A 17,219-nucleotide genomic window follows, 5' to 3' on the forward strand; every position below is an offset into this window, starting at 1 on the left:
AGATCTAAACAATAGGTGGTGGGTTTGGCTTACCGTTATCACCATCCCAATTTTCACGAGCATTGTCATCTAGATCAGCAGCAGTTTTCGGTTCCCACTTACCATTTTCTTTCCAAGTGGCATCGCCCCAGTCTTCGTCTTCTGCTTTTCTATCCAAATCTTTGTAGGCTTCGCTTGGATCAATACCGCGACGCTTCATGTCTGCCACTTGCTCTTCTAACGTGTGAAACTGATCTGCGTCATGCATGCTTTTTTCTAGACCATCAATCTCGCTTAACAGCTTGTCATTTTTATCGTTACTCATTATGTGTTCTCCTTAATAGATCAATGTTGTTTTGCATTTTATGTATTTTTAATTGCTACAAGTTATAATAAAGATAAGATCGTTATCTGATGCTTCTTATTATCACGAGTCCTGAGTCGATTCACAACCAGTGACGCGTATGCTTTGTATTACAAAACGTAGCCATAGACAGAAGTGGTGTTTTTTCGGATGTTTTATTGAATGTCACAAGGTTAGTGTATGCCAAGATTAGGCTTTACTCGTGTGTTTGGGAGGAGTTACTTACTAGTAAATTTTTTGCATAAAAAGTGAGCTTCCAAAGCTCTTGTGATAACCGCGTACCATAGGTCGTCAGCTGTATCCAATTTGCGCTTACCAGTTGACGCTGTAAATTGTTTAAGTCATCTTGAGCGATTTGGCAACGTGAGACAGCGTGAACATTTGGCATATCATTCTTGATGTCTATCTCAGCTTTTGGTGCGATTAGACGGTTGATAGCGTTTTGTAGACCGTAGCTAGAAAACGTAGAAGGTATTTTTATTAGAGCAACCAATATCTCTTGCCAAGATAAAGTAATTTCGCGAGTCACGTCTTTTAGATTACCACCTTCATAGGCTTGAGCGGTGTATTTCACAGTGAAAGTCTCTGTCAATACAATGGGCTGGCTGACATTGTCATCCGCAAAGTTATCCTCTACAGGGGCTTGTTTTTTTGTATTCTTATTAATTGCCAAAATATCAGCAAATCTTTCAGCAACAGTCTGATTGCTAAATTTGATCATCTCTTCAGTGGCTCTTATCCAACCACCCTCTACTCTATTACTCGCCAATGTGTTGTAGTAGGCTTGGACGAGTAGCGGCTCGATATCATCTTCTGATTCATAATAATATATTTGATTGTCTTGCTTAGATACCGTTTTGATGAGCTCTTGTAGTTGCCGGCTAACATCCAGTTCATGATGGTGTTTCTTTGCCAAGATTAATAATGGTTTGAGCTTGGCTTTGGCATTTAGATAACTCAGATGCATCTGACTGACACCATTCTTCTGCACAGTTCCGTAGCTGTCTCCAATAATCATCAACGCATAATCACAGGAATCTATGCATTGACGACCATATAAAGAGGCTTTGGGGAGCTTGCTAGACACATCATAAGTCAAAAATGCACGTGCTTGAAAAAATATCGCTAAGCTATCCAAGACTAACGATTGATCGTTGTCAGCGCATATAACATGAATATGGTGATAGCGGCGGTTTGGCACAATTACCTCTGAGCTTAGGTGATGGCATAAATAGGTGTAATATGAAATAGAGCACAAATATCTTGTTCTGCACAGCCTAGCATATTCTAACAAAACTGCACTCAGCTTGTTTCAAATAAATCAACAAAATGAGTAAGGATTAGCTTAAATAGTACTATCAGCACTTACTCAGTGTGGTATTGCAGCACAGTCTCTCTACCAAGTAAACGCACAACTAAAGCGCCTAGTCTATCACTATATTTGGTAGCATGAAAAGTTAATGGATAGCTAATATCAACTTTTGTTTTACTACTCACTTCTGAATGATAATCCTTTGTTTCACTATCTAAGCTTGCAGACATCTGATTTGCTACCAATAACTGCTTGACTCGCTCAGCAATCGCTTGCCCAGAGTCAACCACTTGTATCGATAGCTGCTGTCGTGCAATCTCATCAAGCAAAAACGCTTTGAAAAATGGGTAATGTGTACAACCTAACACCAGCTGATCCACGCCATCATCAGCAAACGCTTGTATCCGTTGACGCAATCGCTGCGCGGTTTCGTCTTGCACTGGCATACCAGACTCTACCCAAGGCACTAATTGTGGATCAAAATATTTGGTAACCAATGTGCCATTAGGGTCTGCAACATTGCTAATGACATCGTTGAGCAACGTGCCATTCAAAGTGGCTTTGGTAGCCAGCACTGCAACATGTCCACTCTTGCTGGCCAATACAGCAGGCTTTAGTGCAGGTACTAAGCCGACAATAGGCAGCTCTGGGTAGCAACGTCTTGCTCTGTCTAAAGCGTAAGCTGACGCGCTATTACAGGCAATAACGATCAACTTGCAACCTTGCTGATACAGCCATTCCACCGCATTCAATGTCAACGTCTCAATATCCTCGCTATCGCGGTTGCCATAGGGGACATTGAGGGTATCAGCGTAATATATATAATGTTCAGCGGGTAGTTGTTGAGCTAAATGCAGATAAACAGATAAACCACCAACGCCAGAATCAAACAATCCTATTGGCGCATGACGCACTTTACGATTGGCAGTCATACTGTTTTTACCGTTACTGTTTTTGACAATATTGTTTTTACTGATAACAGCTTTATTAATCCTAGCGTCTTTAACAGAATTACCGTCTAAAGTGTTTACGCGCGCTAGAGAATTTGCTTGCACAGGCTCCACTGTCATGATGTTATTTGCGGTAGTATCCATGTCTACTCTACCGCTACTTTTGTATGCATGTGATTATCTTCATGTTATTAATGTTCTCATCACTCAATTAAATATCTTACACTTTGTGTGATTCCAGTGTTTGGTCATGATCCAAAGACAGCCTAATTGTACGGCGAATCTCACCGTAGCAAGCCATTATCAGACCACTATAATTTGTAAAAGCTATAAACCTATAACATTCGCCATCAGATAGCAATCAATAGACGTCTCTCTATTGATTGCTATCTATTACATTATTGCAGCTTAATAGCTCAATTAGCTGGCATAGATAATGAGTAAGCCTGTCCACCACTCTGTAAAGTCAATATGGTCTCACCATTGCACTCTGTCAATTCGCCAATCTCTGCCAGATGGTAAAAGGTATTGCGTCCAATAAGCGCGGTCAAGCCATTTCTAACCAACATATAAGGGCGTACTGGCTCATCGGTCGTGACGTTTTTACTGTGATCCGTATTTTCACTCTTGAGGCTTTCACTTCCCAGATTTTCATTCTCAAGGTCATTGTGCTTAACGTCTGATGAGTGATATGCAGGCACCACTTTATCATTATTTTTAGGATTATACGTCTGTAGTGTGATTTGATGCTCATCATCCAAACGCACTACATCACCAGTTGTCGTCGTAAACTCCAGCCAACTCACATCGTCTTCATGGACAATACCAACATCGTTAATTAGAAGCGGGGCATCCTCGACTTGAATCCGTATTTTTTGTACTGGCGTCTTCAGAAAATACTCAGTAACGCCGTTATTTTCTTCTTTCCACAAAATAGTCGCAAACAAACTGACCAATGACTCACGGGTCATTTGTCCACCTTCATGCCACCACTCACCGTTTGCTTTTATGACCAGATCCATATCGGCAATATCTTCAGGATGCCATTTGTCGAGTGGTGGTATCGCACGCCCTTCACGCGCCCCAGCAGCAGACTTGAGATATTGACTTAATGCATCTACATTATTCATGCTAGAGGCCTTGTCAGTTGGGGCTTCAGCACTGTGATTTACATCTTCATTAGTCTTGTTATTATCATTGCTCATCGCTCAATCCTTTATTTAGTATTCAAAGTTTGGCAAATCTATTATTACTATAAATTTTTGTTTCGGGTATGATGAAACGATATTGTTCAAGCACACTCGTTTATTCAATATAACCTTAACACCTATACTCATAAATGCGTATCGTGTTTGTAGGACTTTTCTTTTATAATGAGTAACGATTTTTTATTGAGATGGTCAAGCGGTTATTATGTTAATGACATAATTTACGTTATGTGTTGATATCCTTGAATAAATTATTCACTACACCGACGTATTAACTGATACCGCAAAGACAGTTTTATCGGGCAGCCATATGTCTGAGTGACGTTAGCGCCGCAAGTCTATTATTCAGTTGTTAAGCTAATGATGCCCTGAGATAAGCCACTAAAGTTTAGGAGTAGGTATGCAAGAGCAAGACAATCAAGCGCCAGTTGTTGATGACAACACTGTGAATGCTGATGCACCAGTAGCAACAGAGACAGCAGCTCCAGTTGTAGAGCCTGTGGCAGCGGAACCTGAAATTGAGCGCGAATCAATGGAATTCGACGTTATCATCGTTGGTGGTGGACCTGCAGGTCTGTCTGCTGCTATTCGTTTACGCCAGCTCGCTATTGAAGCAGGTAACGATGAGTTTATGGTGTGTGTGGTCGAAAAAGGCTCAGAGTTTGGTGCTCATACGTTATCTGGCGCCGTTATCGAGCCACGTGCGCTCAATGAGCTGATTCCAGACTGGAAAGAAAAAGGCGCGCCGCTTAATGTGCCAGCGACAGAAGATCGTTTTTATTATCTGAACTCTGCCACACGCTCAACCAAAGTGCCTCACTCGTTGATTCCAGGGCCTATGCACAATGATGGCAACTACATCGTATCATTGGGTAATGTGGTTCGCTGGTTAGCGGTACAAGCAGAAGAGCTTGAAGTCATGATGTTCCCAGGCTTCCCTGCCGATGATATTTTGTACAACGACGATGGCTCGGTACGAGGTGTACTGACGGGCGATATGGGTGTGGCCGCCAATGGTGAAGCCAAGCCTAGCTTTGAGCCAGGTTACGAGCTGCTTGCCAAATACACTATCTTTGCTGAAGGTAGCCGTGGTCACTTAGGTAAGCGTTTGATCAGCCGTTTTGATCTAGACAAAGATTCTGATGCTCAGCACTATGGTATTGGTCTAAAAGAGCTGTGGGACGTCGATCCTGAGAAGCACGAGCAAGGCGTTGTCATGCATGGTCTTGGCTGGCCATTGACTGAGACTGGCTCAACTGGTGGCTGGTGGTTATACTTTGATGAAAACAATCAAGTAAGTTTTGGTCTTGTGGCTGATTTGTCTTATCACAACCCATACATGTCTCCCTTTGATGAAATGCAGCGTTTGAAAACACATCCTGTTATCAAGAATGTCTTAGAAGGCGGCAAGCGTATCTCTTATGGCGCACGTGCATTGACCAAAGGTGGTCTTAACTCACTGCCGAAATTTACTTTCCCAGGCGGCGTATTGGTGGGTGATGATGCAGGTTTCTTAAATCCAGCAAAAATCAAAGGTACTCATACTTCGATGAAGTCAGGTATGCTCGCAGCCGAAGCGATCTTTGAGGCGCTACAAGCAGATCGTCAACATGATGAAGTGGTTGCTTATAGCACCATGTACAAAGAGTCTTGGTTATATCAAGACAACTATGAGTCACGTAACTTCTCACCAGCGATGCATCGTATGGGGCAGTTCATGGGCGGTGCTTTTATCTTTATCGAGCACAATTTGCTAAAAGGTAAGATGCCATTAACCATACATGATAACACTCCGGACTATGATCAGTTAGAGCGTGCTAACCACGCTTATCAGCCTACTTACCTCAAGCCTGATGGTAAACTGGTATTTGATAAGTTGTCGTCGGTGTTTATCTCTAATACTAACCATGCAGAAGATCAGCCAACGCATCTAAAATTGACTGATCCAACGGTGCCTGTTTCGATCAACTTACCATTGTATGCTGAGCCTGCACGTCTATACTGCCCAGCGGGTGTGTATGAAGTGGTCAAAGATGCTGAAGGTGCTAAGTTTGTCATCAATGCGCAGAACTGTGTACATTGTAAGACCTGTGATATCAAAGATCCTTCACAGAACATCACTTGGGTAACACCAGAAGGTGGCGGTGGTCCAAACTATCCAAACATGTAAATCAGAATAAATTCTGGTTCACGCTGGTGCAGTTAAGATCATTAAAACTGCACTCCAATAAAAACCGCCCTTCTCTTCGTAGGAGAAAGGCGGTTTTTTAATGCCTGGAACAAACCACTTTCGTTGATCAATGCTACTTAATCTGTCCATGCATCACGGTTGGCTTCATTTTTGAGTTTTACAAAGTTATCAGGGTTAAATTTAATCTGATCGCCTGTCTTACCTTCTTTCACCTGACGCTCATAGTCACGCAAGATTCTCAGCGCCACAGGAGATAGCATTAAAATAGCCACCAAGTTGACTAGTGCCATCAGACCCATAGACAAGTCAGCAAAGTTCCATATAGCAGGTAGACTGGCAACAGCACCAACAAACACCATACCAAGCACTAAAAAGCGAAAAATCATAATCATCACTTTGGCATTCTTCTCGCCAGAGATAAACTCAAGATTTGATTCACCATAGCTATAATTGGCAATGATAGAGGTAAATGAGAAGAAGAAAATAGCAATAGCGACGAATATCACACCCAGGTCACCCACATATTGCGATAGCGCTAACTGAGTCAGCTGTATACCTTCTTGCTCGACATTGGGATCAACCACGCCAGATAGTATGATGATTGATGCTGTTGCGGTACAAATAATAAGCGTATCCATAAACACGCCCAGCATCTGCATAAACCCTTGTACTGCTGGGTGATCAGGATGACTCTTTGCCGTTGCCGCAGCATTCGGTGCTGAGCCCATCCCTGCTTCGTTAGAGAACAGACCACGTTTGATACCGTTAATCATGGCCTGTGCAATACCATAACCGATCACACCGCCTGCCGCTTGTTCAAAACCAAATGCTGATTTTACAATCAATACGATTGCTGCTGGGAATTGGCTAAAGTTAGTGACGATAATGAATAGTGCTAGCAAAATATACAAGATCGCCATAACGGGTACGATCTTGCCTGCGATACGAGCCACTGAACGTAACCCACCGAATACCACTGGCGCTACCAATACTACCAATATCAATCCTGTCATCCACGTCGGGATACCAAACGCTTCATTGGTAGCTTGGGCAATGGTATTGGACTGTACGCCATTGAATGCCAAACCAAACGCCACTAACAAACACAACGAGAAAAATACCGCAAGCCAGCGCTTGCCCAGACCTTTTTCGATATAGTAAGCAGGGCCACCGCGGTACACATTATCATTGTGCGGTACTTTGTACGCCTGTGCTAAGGTTGATTCGATAAAGCTTGTCGACATACCGACAAGCGCCGTCATCCACATCCAGAATACAGCACCTGGTCCACCCAAATAGATGGCAATTGCCACCCCTGCCAAGTTACCAGTACCCACGCGCGCTGCCAGTGACGTCATCAATGCTTCAAATGAGCTGATACCGCCATCTTTGCGTCCTTGGTTAGATACACGCAGCAACTTCCACATATGACCAAAGTGCCGAAACTGGATAAATCGTGTAGCAACGGTGAAGTAAAGACCCGCACCTATCAGTAAGAACATTAGTAGCCCATACCAAGGGTTACTCGCGATCAACCAATCGTTATTACCCCAAATAATGCCAACACCATAATTGACGATGCTATTAAACCAACCGATTACCCCTTCATTCATGCGGACTCCTTATTCACACTTTATATAATTCATTTTAATTTTGCGTTGATACCGTATTTTGATTGATCAAAATCTTAACTAAACAACTCTGTCATATTGTCCGATACCAAAATGTCCTGTGCATGATATAGATATTCAGTCGCGTGCGACCATCACGTTTGGTTATTGGTTCCTTATTTTTATTTTTGAAATAAATAATCTTTGTAAATCATCTTATATAGAATATATTGAGTAATAAATTAAATGCATATACTGGATATTTGTCGTACACTTTCAGTCATGCACTTACTTATCGCTACCTTTTCCAAACTAATTTTTGGCAAAAATGACGTTAGATATGATTTGTTGTTTATAATCATATTTATTTAATCGTGCTAAGATAACCCTACATTCGTTGGTGCTATTTTATAATTTGCAGTTTGCATTTGCACTTAGAGCGTTAAAATTGTTAGAACTCTTGTCAGGAAGACGAGATTAAGAAAAAGACATCGGATAGTCCTACCCTTCTGTCTTCCTCGATAAATCCTATATTTGATAGTTGTATTCAAGGGTTCAATGTCGTGCCCGAAACTGTATTTATTTTGCTAAATAATTGCCGATAAATACATATGTGGCGGTGCATCGTCATTGGTACTATATAAAGTGGTCTCAGTCTATTTTTATGACGGTATTTATCATAAGAATGGCTCAAGGCGTTTTTATATAGTGGTTATTTTAGAAGACAAAAGGAGTTGTCCTATGAAAGGTCATAATGATCCATCTGGATATTGGCGAGCCAATATCCGTCTCATTGCAGGTAGCCTAGTTATCTGGGCGCTATGTTCTTACGGCTTTGCCATCTTGCTACGTCCTCTCTTAGCTGGCATCAAGGTTGGTGGTACTGACTTGGGCTTTTGGTTCGCCCAGCAGGGATCCATCGTGGTGTTTATTATTTTAATTTTCTTCTACGCCTGGCGTATGAATAAGTTAGATAAACAATATGGCGTAGACGAGGAATAGACTATGAGCCAGTATGTCATTAATATTATTTTTGTGGGTCTATCATTCGCTCTATACTTCGGTATTGCGATTTGGGCTCGTGCAGGATCTACCAGTGAGTTTTATGTAGCAGGCGGCGGTGTCCACCCTGTTGTGAACGGTATGGCAACCGCAGCTGACTGGATGAGTGCCGCTTCCTTTATTTCTATGGCAGGTTTGCTTGCTGCTGGTGGTTATGGCGCCTCAACCTATCTAATGGGTTGGACAGGTGGTTATGTACTATTAGCCATGTTACTTGCGCCCTATTTGCGTAAGTTTGGCAAATTTACCGTGCCTGACTTCATTGGCGATCGTTTTTATTCAAAAACAGCTGCCATGATTGCTGTTGTTTGTTTGATTATCGCCTCTACCACGTATGTTATCGGTCAGATGACAGGTGCTGGTGTTGCATTTTCACGTTTCTTAGAAGTCGATAACGACACAGGTCTTATTATCGCGGCCGTCGTTGTTTTCTTTTACGCGGTTCTTGGAGGCATGAAAGGGATCACCTATACGCAGGTTGCGCAGTATGTGGTTCTGATCATTGCTTATACGATTCCTGCTGTCTTTATCTCACTTGAATTAACGGGCAATCCGATTCCAGGTTTGGGCTTGTTTTCAAACCATATTGAATCTGGTGTTCCTATCTTGACCAAGCTTGATCAAGTAGTCACTGATTTGGGCTTCACAGCATATACCGCTGACGTACCTAATAAGCTAAACATGGTGCTATTTACGTTATCACTCATGATTGGTACAGCGGGTCTACCACACGTTATTATTCGATTTTTTACCGTTCCTAAAGTTGCCGATGCTCGCTGGACAGCTGGTTGGACATTGGTATTTATCTCACTATTGTACTTTACGGCACCTGCCGTTGGTGCGATGGCACGTCTAAACCTTGTTGATACTATCTACCCACAAGGGGTTGCAGAGCCTGCTATCAACTATGATCAACGTCCTGACTGGATGAGAACATGGGAAGATACTGGTCTAATCAAATATACTGACCTTAATAATGATGGTCGTATTCAGATGTACAATGATAGTGGACTTGGTGCAGCAGAGATTGCACTGACCAACGCCCAAACCGAAGGTGGCGATATAGCTGCTGCGACGACTGCTGTCGAAACCGCACGTCTCGCCCACGATACAGAAGTTGATGGCCGCTTTGCCGATGCAGGCTGGGCTGGTAACGAGCTGGATGTTAATGCTGATATCTTGGTATTGGCCAATCCAGAAATTGCACAGCTACCACCTTGGGTAGTCGGTCTCATTGCCGCAGGTGGTCTTGCTGCTGCACTATCCACTGCTGCTGGTCTCTTACTTGCTATCTCATCAGCAATCAGTCATGACTTGATCAAACGAAACCTGAATCCAAACATTACTGATAAGGGAGAGCTACGAGTTGCGCGTATCACTATGGGTGTCGCGATTGTCATCGCTACCTATCTAGGAATGAATCCGCCAGGGTTTGCAGCACAGGTTGTCGCACTCGCATTTGGTATCGCTGGTGCGTCCCTTTTCCCTGCCTTGATGATGGGTATCTTCTCAAAACGTATTAACAATATTGGCGCTATCGCTGGTATGTTGACAGGTTTGATTAGTATCTTGGTTTATATCTTTGTGTTCAAAGGCTGGTTCTTTATTAGCGGTACTGCCAACTTCCCTGATACTGCAGAGTACTGGCTATTTGGTATCTCACCATTATCATTTGGTGCGGTTGGCGCATTGCTTAACTTCATCGTCGCATTCATTGTCTCTTATGCGACCAAAGCACCACCGCTACACATTCAAGATTTGGTCGAGAGTGTTCGTTCACCACGTGGTGCTGGCGGTGCAGTCGATCATTAATTTGACGAATGATGACATGCATTCTGTTACTCTGTCTCACTCACTAGCAGTCACTGCCGGTGAGTGATTTTTTGTCTGTTACTTATTAGAATAACTTTTAGACTGTGCGTATACTGTTGAACACACCTGACGACCAGTATCTAGTGCATTAAGGAATACTTATGCTTTTTGAGTTTATCGCTACCATAACTGCCGCATTCGGTATGGCTGGGGTGGCATTGATCATAGCGCATCTCAGTAAACTGTCAGGTAAACGCGCGCCAAAATGGCTGGTGCCCTTGTTTGCTGCAATTGGTATTTTTGGGTTTCAAATACATCAAGAGTATAACTGGTATGACCAGCAAGTCAGTCAACTGCCCAAAGGGGTCAATGTTGTCAAAACTGCTGAAAGTACAGAGTGGTTTCGCCCCTGGTCTTATATTAAGCCGCAAGTATTACGTTTTATCGCGGCAGATACTGGCAATGCTAGCGTGCAAGTAGATGACCCAAATATGCATTTGGTTAATTTGTATCTGTTTGAGAGGCGCAGAAGTGTGCAAAAGATCCTACAAGTGATCGACTGTGACACCCCTGCTCGGGCAGACTATGTGATACCGCAGAAAAACAGTAACCTTTCGATTGATGAACACGTCAAACAAACTACCGCATGGCGAGAACTGACCACAAATGACCTTTTATTTATTAGGGTTTGTACTGATGCAAGCGTCTGACTCCATAACGCTGAGTACGACGATACTGATCCATTAAACGCTGATAGTAAGTTGCTTTTATTAGCGCCGATCAGTTGCTGAATACGTATGTTTGGAGTTAGCTCCCAATAGTAATCCAGCGCATAAACCACCGAAGTGTGCAGCAAACGAGATGCCTTGCTGCGGCATCAATCCTTGCTTGATGGTTAGCCAATAGCCAGCACCCATCACAATACAAGCAATCAGGTAACCCCAGCGCCTAGCAAACACAGCGCCGCCTATCATGTAACCGAACATGGCAAAACACAATCCTGATGCGCCGACATGGATAGAAGACGGTGATCCAATCACCCAAGTGACCAGCCCCGAAGCAATGATCAGCTTGATAATCGTCCGATAAGCATTCTTCTCAAATAACCCAAATAAAAATAAAATTTGCAATAATGTCACGGTATTGCCGGTCAAATGTGACAGGTTGCCATGCATGGTCCATGACGCAAATACCCCAATCATACTGCCTACATCCAACGTACGCGGTACAATACCAAAGATATTCCACAGACCAAATAACACCACTTCATTTAGAAAAAACATTCCCCACATCGGTATGAGTACAAAAGCATATAAGCCGATAACTTGTTTTATTCGTGTCACGATCAAGCTGAGCAACTGCTGCCAATCCATATCCCATCCTATGTTTTATATTCTGCGCATCTATATGTGCTTTATTGATTTATAGCAAATAACGGGCGTACAGCAGGCTTGAACGACAGCGGTGATGCATCCTTACTGGAGGTTAAGTAACTGTCCCCATGCAGCAACGATGTTGAATGATAGGGAACGAGTGCCGTAGGTATGAAACGACGTGCTGCATCAATATGCTTGATTGAGTCATCAAAGAAAATATGCGGTGCAAACGTTCTGAGCACCGCTGTCTTCTCAAGCCCTCCCAAAAAAAACGCCATATCCACATTGACGCCCCACTCTCTCAAGGTTTTTATGGCACGTAAGTCAGCTGGTGCATTACGAGCTGTCACTAGAGCAATTTTGATTGGAGAATATTTCAGACCCGCTGGTAGACGCTCTTGTAAATTTGATAGTTTAATCAACAACTCAGCGTAAGGGCCTTTTTCGATTGGTAGATCACGCAGTTGCACCTCACGATCATGAAAGGCTCGCAATCCTTTTTGCTTGTACAGCAGCTCACCCGAGTCATCAAACAGTACCGCGTCCCCATCAAAAGCAATACGTAGCTGCTGAGTATCCAATTCATAAGTGTTGACAGGCGTTGCGTCTAGTATGGCACAAGCACAGATATTGGCATCAGCCACTTGCTGAGCATCGTCACGGTTGGTGGTCAAAAACAGATCAACATTAAAGTCTTTTATATAGGGCGCTACAGGACTGCCTGAAATAAACGCCGAGCGTGAGATATTGATACCGCGTTCTAAAATTGCATTCAGCACTTGAATGCCTGTATCTGGGCTACTTTTTGAGACGATAACGACTTCTACTAAAGGCGTTTCCGTTTCTAAATCCTGCTTATTTTCACAATACTTATTCAAGTTTAGCAACGCTTTGATCAATGGATAGCCTGCACCACTATTTAGCGTATCGTTTTCACGTGCTGTCATATAATCTCGAAACTCTTTTATAGCGCTCTCAGGCCGCTCTTCGAATAACGCTAATAAGTAGTTTTCCGACTCTGTTAAATCAAAAAGCGCCGTTGCAGAGATTGCGACAATGAGCGTATTACTAAAATCGACAGCCATAAATATGTGCTTCTATGATAAGTATTGAGAATTAGAGGATTTATTTTACTATATATAAAAGTATGCCGTGTAGCTACTCGTGTATATCGTAGTTCTACTAATGACCATTTTTTTGTGCAAAAAAAAGACTGCAATCGCAGTCTTTTTTATCTTTATCAACGTTTAGCTGATATCAGTACCATCATCGATGACAAAGCTTACAATCATAATGACATGATATTTGCTGATTTTTCCATCAGTAACGCCTACTTTTTGCTCTTTTATCCAAGCACCTTCAACATTCTTGACTGTCTTAGAGATTCTTGCGATACCTTGTTGAATAGCATCTTCAAAGCTGGTTTCAGAAGTACTGCTGATCTCGATATTTTTAGCAATAGTCATAATATTTTTCGCATCCATATGATTTTAGAATAATTTTTATAAGACAGAATAACGATAAAAATATACATTTGGCTTTCTGTCTCTTAATCATTCTAGCGTTATACCCCGTATACAACAGTGTATCTATGTTACTTTATGTATGACTTACCCCAACAACACCAGCGATATTGCAGGGAATGCCACCAAGATTACCAATCGAATCACGTCAGAGACAATGAATGGAGCCACCCCGCGGAACATATCGGACAACTTAATGTGCGGTGCCATCGCCTTGATCACAAAGATATTCATCCCCATCGGCGGCGTGATCAAACCAAGCTCTACCGTCAATACTGCAATAATGCCAAACCAGACTGGATCAAACCCTAATGCTAATATAATTGGGTACACAACGGGAATGGTGATTACTAGCATTGCTAGCGCATCCATGAACAGTCCTAATAGGAAGTACATGAACAGGATACAGATCAGCACAATCATTGGACTAACAGCCAACCCACCAATCCAAGATGCTAACGAATATGATAAACGCGACACTGAGATAAAATAACCCAATGCCTCTGCACCTAATAGCATAAAGAACACTACGGCAGAGAGTGCTAACGTCTCAATCAATGACTGCTTGAGACCGTCTAAACGCATGCCTTTGGCAAAAGCATAAGCCCAAGAGACAAATGCTCCTACTGCCGCCCCTTCTGTTGGCGTAAATAATCCAAAGAAGATACCGGCAATAATCACAATAAAGATAAAGCTAAATGGTATTAGACCCGTTAGCGACAGTAGCTTGGCTTTCCACGTGGTTTTCTCACCACGCTGGGCTAAGTGCGGTTTCCAGCGTACCATGATCATCACGGTGATAGAGTACATTACCATGCCCAGCATACCCGGTAAAAAACCTGCGATAAACATATCGCCAACCGACTGCTGGGTTAAGATGGCATAGACGAGTAACGCAATACTCGGTGGAATCATGATACCTAAAGTACCACCAGCGGCTAAGATACCGCAGGCAAATCCCGGCTGATAACCATACTTCTCCATTTGCGGTAGCGCCACTTTAGTCATAGTAGACGCAGTGGCAAGTGATGAGCCTGAGATAGAGGCAAAGATACCAGACGATCCTATACCTGCAATACCCAGACTACCTCTCACTCCACCAAATATGGTTCTAGTGGCTTCAAAAAGCTTACCTGCCATACCAGAGTGTGTGGCAAACACGCCCATGAGAATAAACAAGGGAATGGCACTAAAGTCATACTTTGCTAAGACATCAACAGGGATATCTTTGAGCATTTGTAGGGCCCCACTTGGCGCGGTAACCGCACCGAAACCTACCAAACCCACACCTAACATGGCAAGAGCAACGGGTACGCGTAGGATAACAAGCAGGATCATGACAACTAGGCCAATGGCTCCGATAATCTCTGGACTCATGCGCCTGTCTCCTCGGCGTCAAAGAATTCGCCTGTCTTAAAGATGTTAATGGATTCGATCAATGAGCGAATGGCAAGTAGTAAGCTTAAGAACGCGCTAATCATATAAATAGGCATCATAGATAGTCGAAGATCTTGGGTGACCTTACCATACTCGACAGCGTCAATGGCACTCTCATAGAGCCCCCATGCGAAGACGACGCCGATGACAAAAAAACCCATCATGAAGATGCCCATAAGGTAGCCTTTGATAGACTGCGGCATCTTTTGGGTAAAAACATCAACGATAATTTGCGAGCGCTCGACGAAAGCGGCAAAGGCGGCAAGCAATGCAAATAGCATGAAGTAAGAAACAATCTCGACGGAGCCCTTGACGGTGAAGCCAAGCTCACCGCCGCTAAGCTTGAAGATGTAGCGTGCAGTAACGTCTAGCATGGTGGTCAGTACGATGATGATAAGACTCACCCCGCCTATAAACTGACACAATCTAGAGATTAGGACGCTGAGCTTGACTAAAAATGCCATGTGACACCTCCAATGGGTTATACCACTTTACAGGCGGCACTAGCGGCTTTGGCTTTTTCGTAGACGCCATCTGCATCTAGACCTAAAGCATTAACATCGTTTAAGTATTTCTGTGTGCCTTTTTCGAGCGGTCCTTTCCAGTTTGGATCATTTAACGGATCAGGAATATCCACAATTTCATCACCCTTATCTTTGGCCGCTTGCATTGCCATCTGATCATGCTTATCAAAGACTTCACCAACTTTACTGGCTAGGGCCATGCCTGAGTTTTTGTCTAGGACTTGCTTTAAGTCATCAGGTAAATTGTCATACTTATCTTTGTTCATAGTGACCATGAGGGCTGAACTATAAAAAGGAATGTTGGTATGATATTTAGTAATTTCATCAATTTTAAAAGCTGTCACCGCTTCCCAAGGGAAACTCAAACCATCAACGACACCACGCTGTAGAGAGGTGTACATATCATTTGCAGGTAGACCTACAGGGGACGCACCAGCACTTTCAATAATATCACCAGCGACTGCAGAAGGACGACGAATACGCATACCTTTCATATCCTCAGGCGTGCGAATCAGCTTATCTGTGGTATGAAGCGAACCAGGTCCCGCACCATACATAAACAATAGATGTGAGTCTTCATACTCACTAGCAAGAGTACCATCATCATAAAGGGTTTGAAGCATACAGCCCATTTGAGTGGCTGAGTTAGATAGTCCTGGTAGCTCGGTGATCTGAGTTAAAGGAAAACGACCATTGGTATAACCGTGCGCTTGTGAGCCGATATCGATCGTACCTTTAGCAGCGGACTCATAGGTTACATCTGCTTTGGCAAGACCAGCCGACGGATACAACTCTACCTTTAGGCGACCATCAGAATCTGTCTCTATTTGCTTAGCCCACGGTTCAAAAACTTCTTTGCTAATAGATGAAGTGGCTGGCCAAAAATGCGAAAAGCGCAAAACAGTAGTTTCTTGAGAAGTCGCTGATGAACCATCAGAGGTATCAGCAGATTGATTGGAGCAGCCGAAAAGACTAATAGCGGCCAAAGCGCCAATTGAAAAGAGAGGAGCTAACTTCATTATCAATTCCTTTTGATAATTATAAGAATGGGAGTAGAACATCACGAGTAAATAATCCGACTCAAACTAAATTAAACTACTTACAAGCTTTTATATATCTTTTACATCCCTGTAAGAAAAGTATAGTCTAAAATTAACAGCTATAATGATATAAGTCAAATCATTTTGATAATATGCTAAATAATGAATTGAAGCTTTGGGGCACTACTAGGCACTTATTTATAACTGATACAGCCGAATTAATATCGAGTAGATGAGTCGAATGAAAATAAAAAAAACCCTCAACTCGGCGTCAAGTTGAGGGATTTTCTGTCAGCTAGGAATAAACTAAAAATGGCTAAAGTAAATTACAAATGTAGGCAATGTAAATCTACTTTTCCATATGCCATCTGTCGTCTACCCACACCGCATCAGTATCGTCCACATGCACATGCCACTCTGCATCAGTTACTACGAGACGAATTTCAGTTAAGCAGTGTAGCCAATGGTTTATGCTATACATTAGGACTTCGATATCAATACTAGAGGGTACTTTAGTCGCTCCTGCGAGTATCACATCTGACTCACTATCATCATATGCATAAAGGTCAAAAGATTCTGCCTCTTCTATATACTTGAAGCTTTCATTGTACTTATCGACAATAGAAATGACATCTTCCTGCTCTTTTTCAGTCAAAAGCGTCGCGCGCTCAGCTGTATAATAAATAGCGGTGCCCATAATACATTGCTCCAAGATACGATAGTGATAGTAGATAATAGTATAATATATTTTCGCTAGACAAAGAAAATCCCCCGCCTAGATAACTAGTCGGGGGATATTTCAGAATAGAGAGCTGACGATGACCTACTCTC

16 protein-coding genes are annotated in these 17,219 nt (G+C 42.8%); 4 read left to right on the forward strand and 12 right to left on the reverse strand.

Annotated elements, in window-relative coordinates:
* Positions 1 to 4 precede the first annotated feature (4 nt).
* The 4 genes from ACTXGL_RS12255 to ACTXGL_RS12270 form a co-directional block, all read right to left on the reverse strand.
* Positions 5 to 304 carry a hypothetical protein gene (locus tag ACTXGL_RS12255; protein ID WP_319051061.1) on the reverse strand — a complete coding sequence of 100 codons (300 nt, stop codon included), beginning with the start codon at positions 302 to 304 and terminating at the stop codon, positions 5 to 7.
* Between the two features lie 235 nt (positions 305 to 539).
* Positions 540 to 1,544 carry a DUF4062 domain-containing protein gene (locus tag ACTXGL_RS12260; RefSeq protein ID WP_443527033.1) on the reverse strand — a complete coding sequence of 335 codons (1,005 nt, stop codon included), beginning with the start codon at positions 1,542 to 1,544 and terminating at the stop codon, positions 540 to 542.
* A 164-nt stretch (positions 1,545 to 1,708) separates the two neighbouring features.
* The gene (gene murI, locus ACTXGL_RS12265; RefSeq protein WP_443527045.1) at positions 1,709 to 2,587 is read right to left on the reverse strand and encodes a glutamate racemase; all 879 of its coding nucleotides are present in this window, start codon (positions 2,585 to 2,587) and stop codon (positions 1,709 to 1,711) included.
* Positions 2,588 to 3,021: 434 nt separating this feature from the next.
* Positions 3,022 to 3,810, reverse strand: coding sequence for a DUF1285 domain-containing protein (locus tag ACTXGL_RS12270; RefSeq protein ID WP_443527034.1), 789 nt, complete (start codon positions 3,808 to 3,810; stop codon positions 3,022 to 3,024).
* Between the two features lie 535 nt (positions 3,811 to 4,345).
* Here ACTXGL_RS12270 and ACTXGL_RS12275 point away from each other — a divergent pair.
* The gene (locus tag ACTXGL_RS12275; RefSeq protein ID WP_319051073.1) at positions 4,346 to 5,983 is read left to right on the forward strand and encodes an electron transfer flavoprotein-ubiquinone oxidoreductase; all 1,638 of its coding nucleotides are present in this window, start codon (positions 4,346 to 4,348) and stop codon (positions 5,981 to 5,983) included.
* Positions 5,984 to 6,120: 137 nt separating this feature from the next.
* On the opposite strand, the gene ACTXGL_RS12280 is transcribed toward ACTXGL_RS12275, so the two are convergent.
* Positions 6,121 to 7,617, reverse strand: coding sequence for an alanine/glycine:cation symporter family protein (locus ACTXGL_RS12280; RefSeq protein ID WP_443527035.1), 1,497 nt, complete (start codon positions 7,615 to 7,617; stop codon positions 6,121 to 6,123).
* A gap of 738 nt (positions 7,618 to 8,355) precedes the next feature.
* Here ACTXGL_RS12280 and ACTXGL_RS12285 point away from each other — a divergent pair.
* The 3 genes from ACTXGL_RS12285 (at position 8,356) to ACTXGL_RS12295 (ending at position 11,198) form a co-directional block, all read left to right on the forward strand.
* A complete protein-coding gene (locus ACTXGL_RS12285) occupies positions 8,356 to 8,616 on the forward strand; it encodes a DUF4212 domain-containing protein (RefSeq protein ID WP_319051064.1) in 261 nt (86 codons plus the stop codon).
* A 3-nt stretch (positions 8,617 to 8,619) separates the two neighbouring features.
* Positions 8,620 to 10,488: a sodium:solute symporter family protein gene (locus tag ACTXGL_RS12290; RefSeq protein ID WP_319051065.1), complete on the forward strand. Its 1,869-nt coding sequence runs from the start codon at positions 8,620 to 8,622 to the stop codon at positions 10,486 to 10,488.
* Between the two features lie 161 nt (positions 10,489 to 10,649).
* Entirely contained in the window at positions 10,650 to 11,198 is a 549-nt protein-coding gene (locus ACTXGL_RS12295; protein ID WP_443527036.1) for a hypothetical protein, read from the forward strand.
* 60 nt (positions 11,199 to 11,258) lie between these two features.
* Here the strand turns inward: ACTXGL_RS12295 and ACTXGL_RS12300 are convergent, their stop codons facing one another.
* The 7 genes from ACTXGL_RS12300 to ACTXGL_RS12330 all read right to left on the reverse strand — a co-directional run bounded on the left by ACTXGL_RS12300 (position 11,259) and on the right by ACTXGL_RS12330 (position 17,085).
* Positions 11,259 to 11,861, reverse strand: a complete 603-nt coding sequence (locus ACTXGL_RS12300) for a rhomboid family intramembrane serine protease (RefSeq protein WP_443527037.1) — start codon at positions 11,859 to 11,861, stop codon at positions 11,259 to 11,261.
* Between the two features lie 41 nt (positions 11,862 to 11,902).
* Positions 11,903 to 12,949, reverse strand: a complete 1,047-nt coding sequence (locus tag ACTXGL_RS12305; protein ID WP_443527038.1) for a 5'-nucleotidase — start codon at positions 12,947 to 12,949, stop codon at positions 11,903 to 11,905.
* Positions 12,950 to 13,111: 162 nt separating this feature from the next.
* Positions 13,112 to 13,330 carry a dodecin family protein gene (locus tag ACTXGL_RS12310; protein ID WP_057761866.1) on the reverse strand — a complete coding sequence of 73 codons (219 nt, stop codon included), beginning with the start codon at positions 13,328 to 13,330 and terminating at the stop codon, positions 13,112 to 13,114.
* A 144-nt stretch (positions 13,331 to 13,474) separates the two neighbouring features.
* Positions 13,475 to 14,764 (reverse strand): TRAP transporter large permease, encoded by a 1,290-nt coding sequence (locus tag ACTXGL_RS12315; protein WP_443527039.1) that lies wholly within the window; start codon positions 14,762 to 14,764, stop codon positions 13,475 to 13,477.
* Positions 14,761 to 15,288, reverse strand: a complete 528-nt coding sequence (locus ACTXGL_RS12320) for a TRAP transporter small permease (RefSeq protein WP_443527040.1) — start codon at positions 15,286 to 15,288, stop codon at positions 14,761 to 14,763. Before ACTXGL_RS12320 ends, ACTXGL_RS12315 begins: the two co-directional genes overlap by 4 nt.
* Before the next feature lie 17 nt (positions 15,289 to 15,305).
* On the reverse strand, positions 15,306 to 16,367 hold the full coding sequence (locus ACTXGL_RS12325; protein WP_443527041.1) for a TRAP transporter substrate-binding protein: 1,062 nt from the start codon (positions 16,365 to 16,367) through the stop codon (positions 15,306 to 15,308).
* A 370-nt stretch (positions 16,368 to 16,737) separates the two neighbouring features.
* On the reverse strand, positions 16,738 to 17,085 hold the full coding sequence (locus tag ACTXGL_RS12330) for a hypothetical protein (RefSeq protein ID WP_443527042.1): 348 nt from the start codon (positions 17,083 to 17,085) through the stop codon (positions 16,738 to 16,740).
* Between the last annotated feature and the right edge of the window lie 134 nt (positions 17,086 to 17,219).

Origin of the sequence: Psychrobacter sp. T6-6, from assembly GCF_052258185.1 — a bacterium.
GTDB lineage: Bacteria > Pseudomonadota > Gammaproteobacteria > Pseudomonadales > Moraxellaceae > Psychrobacter.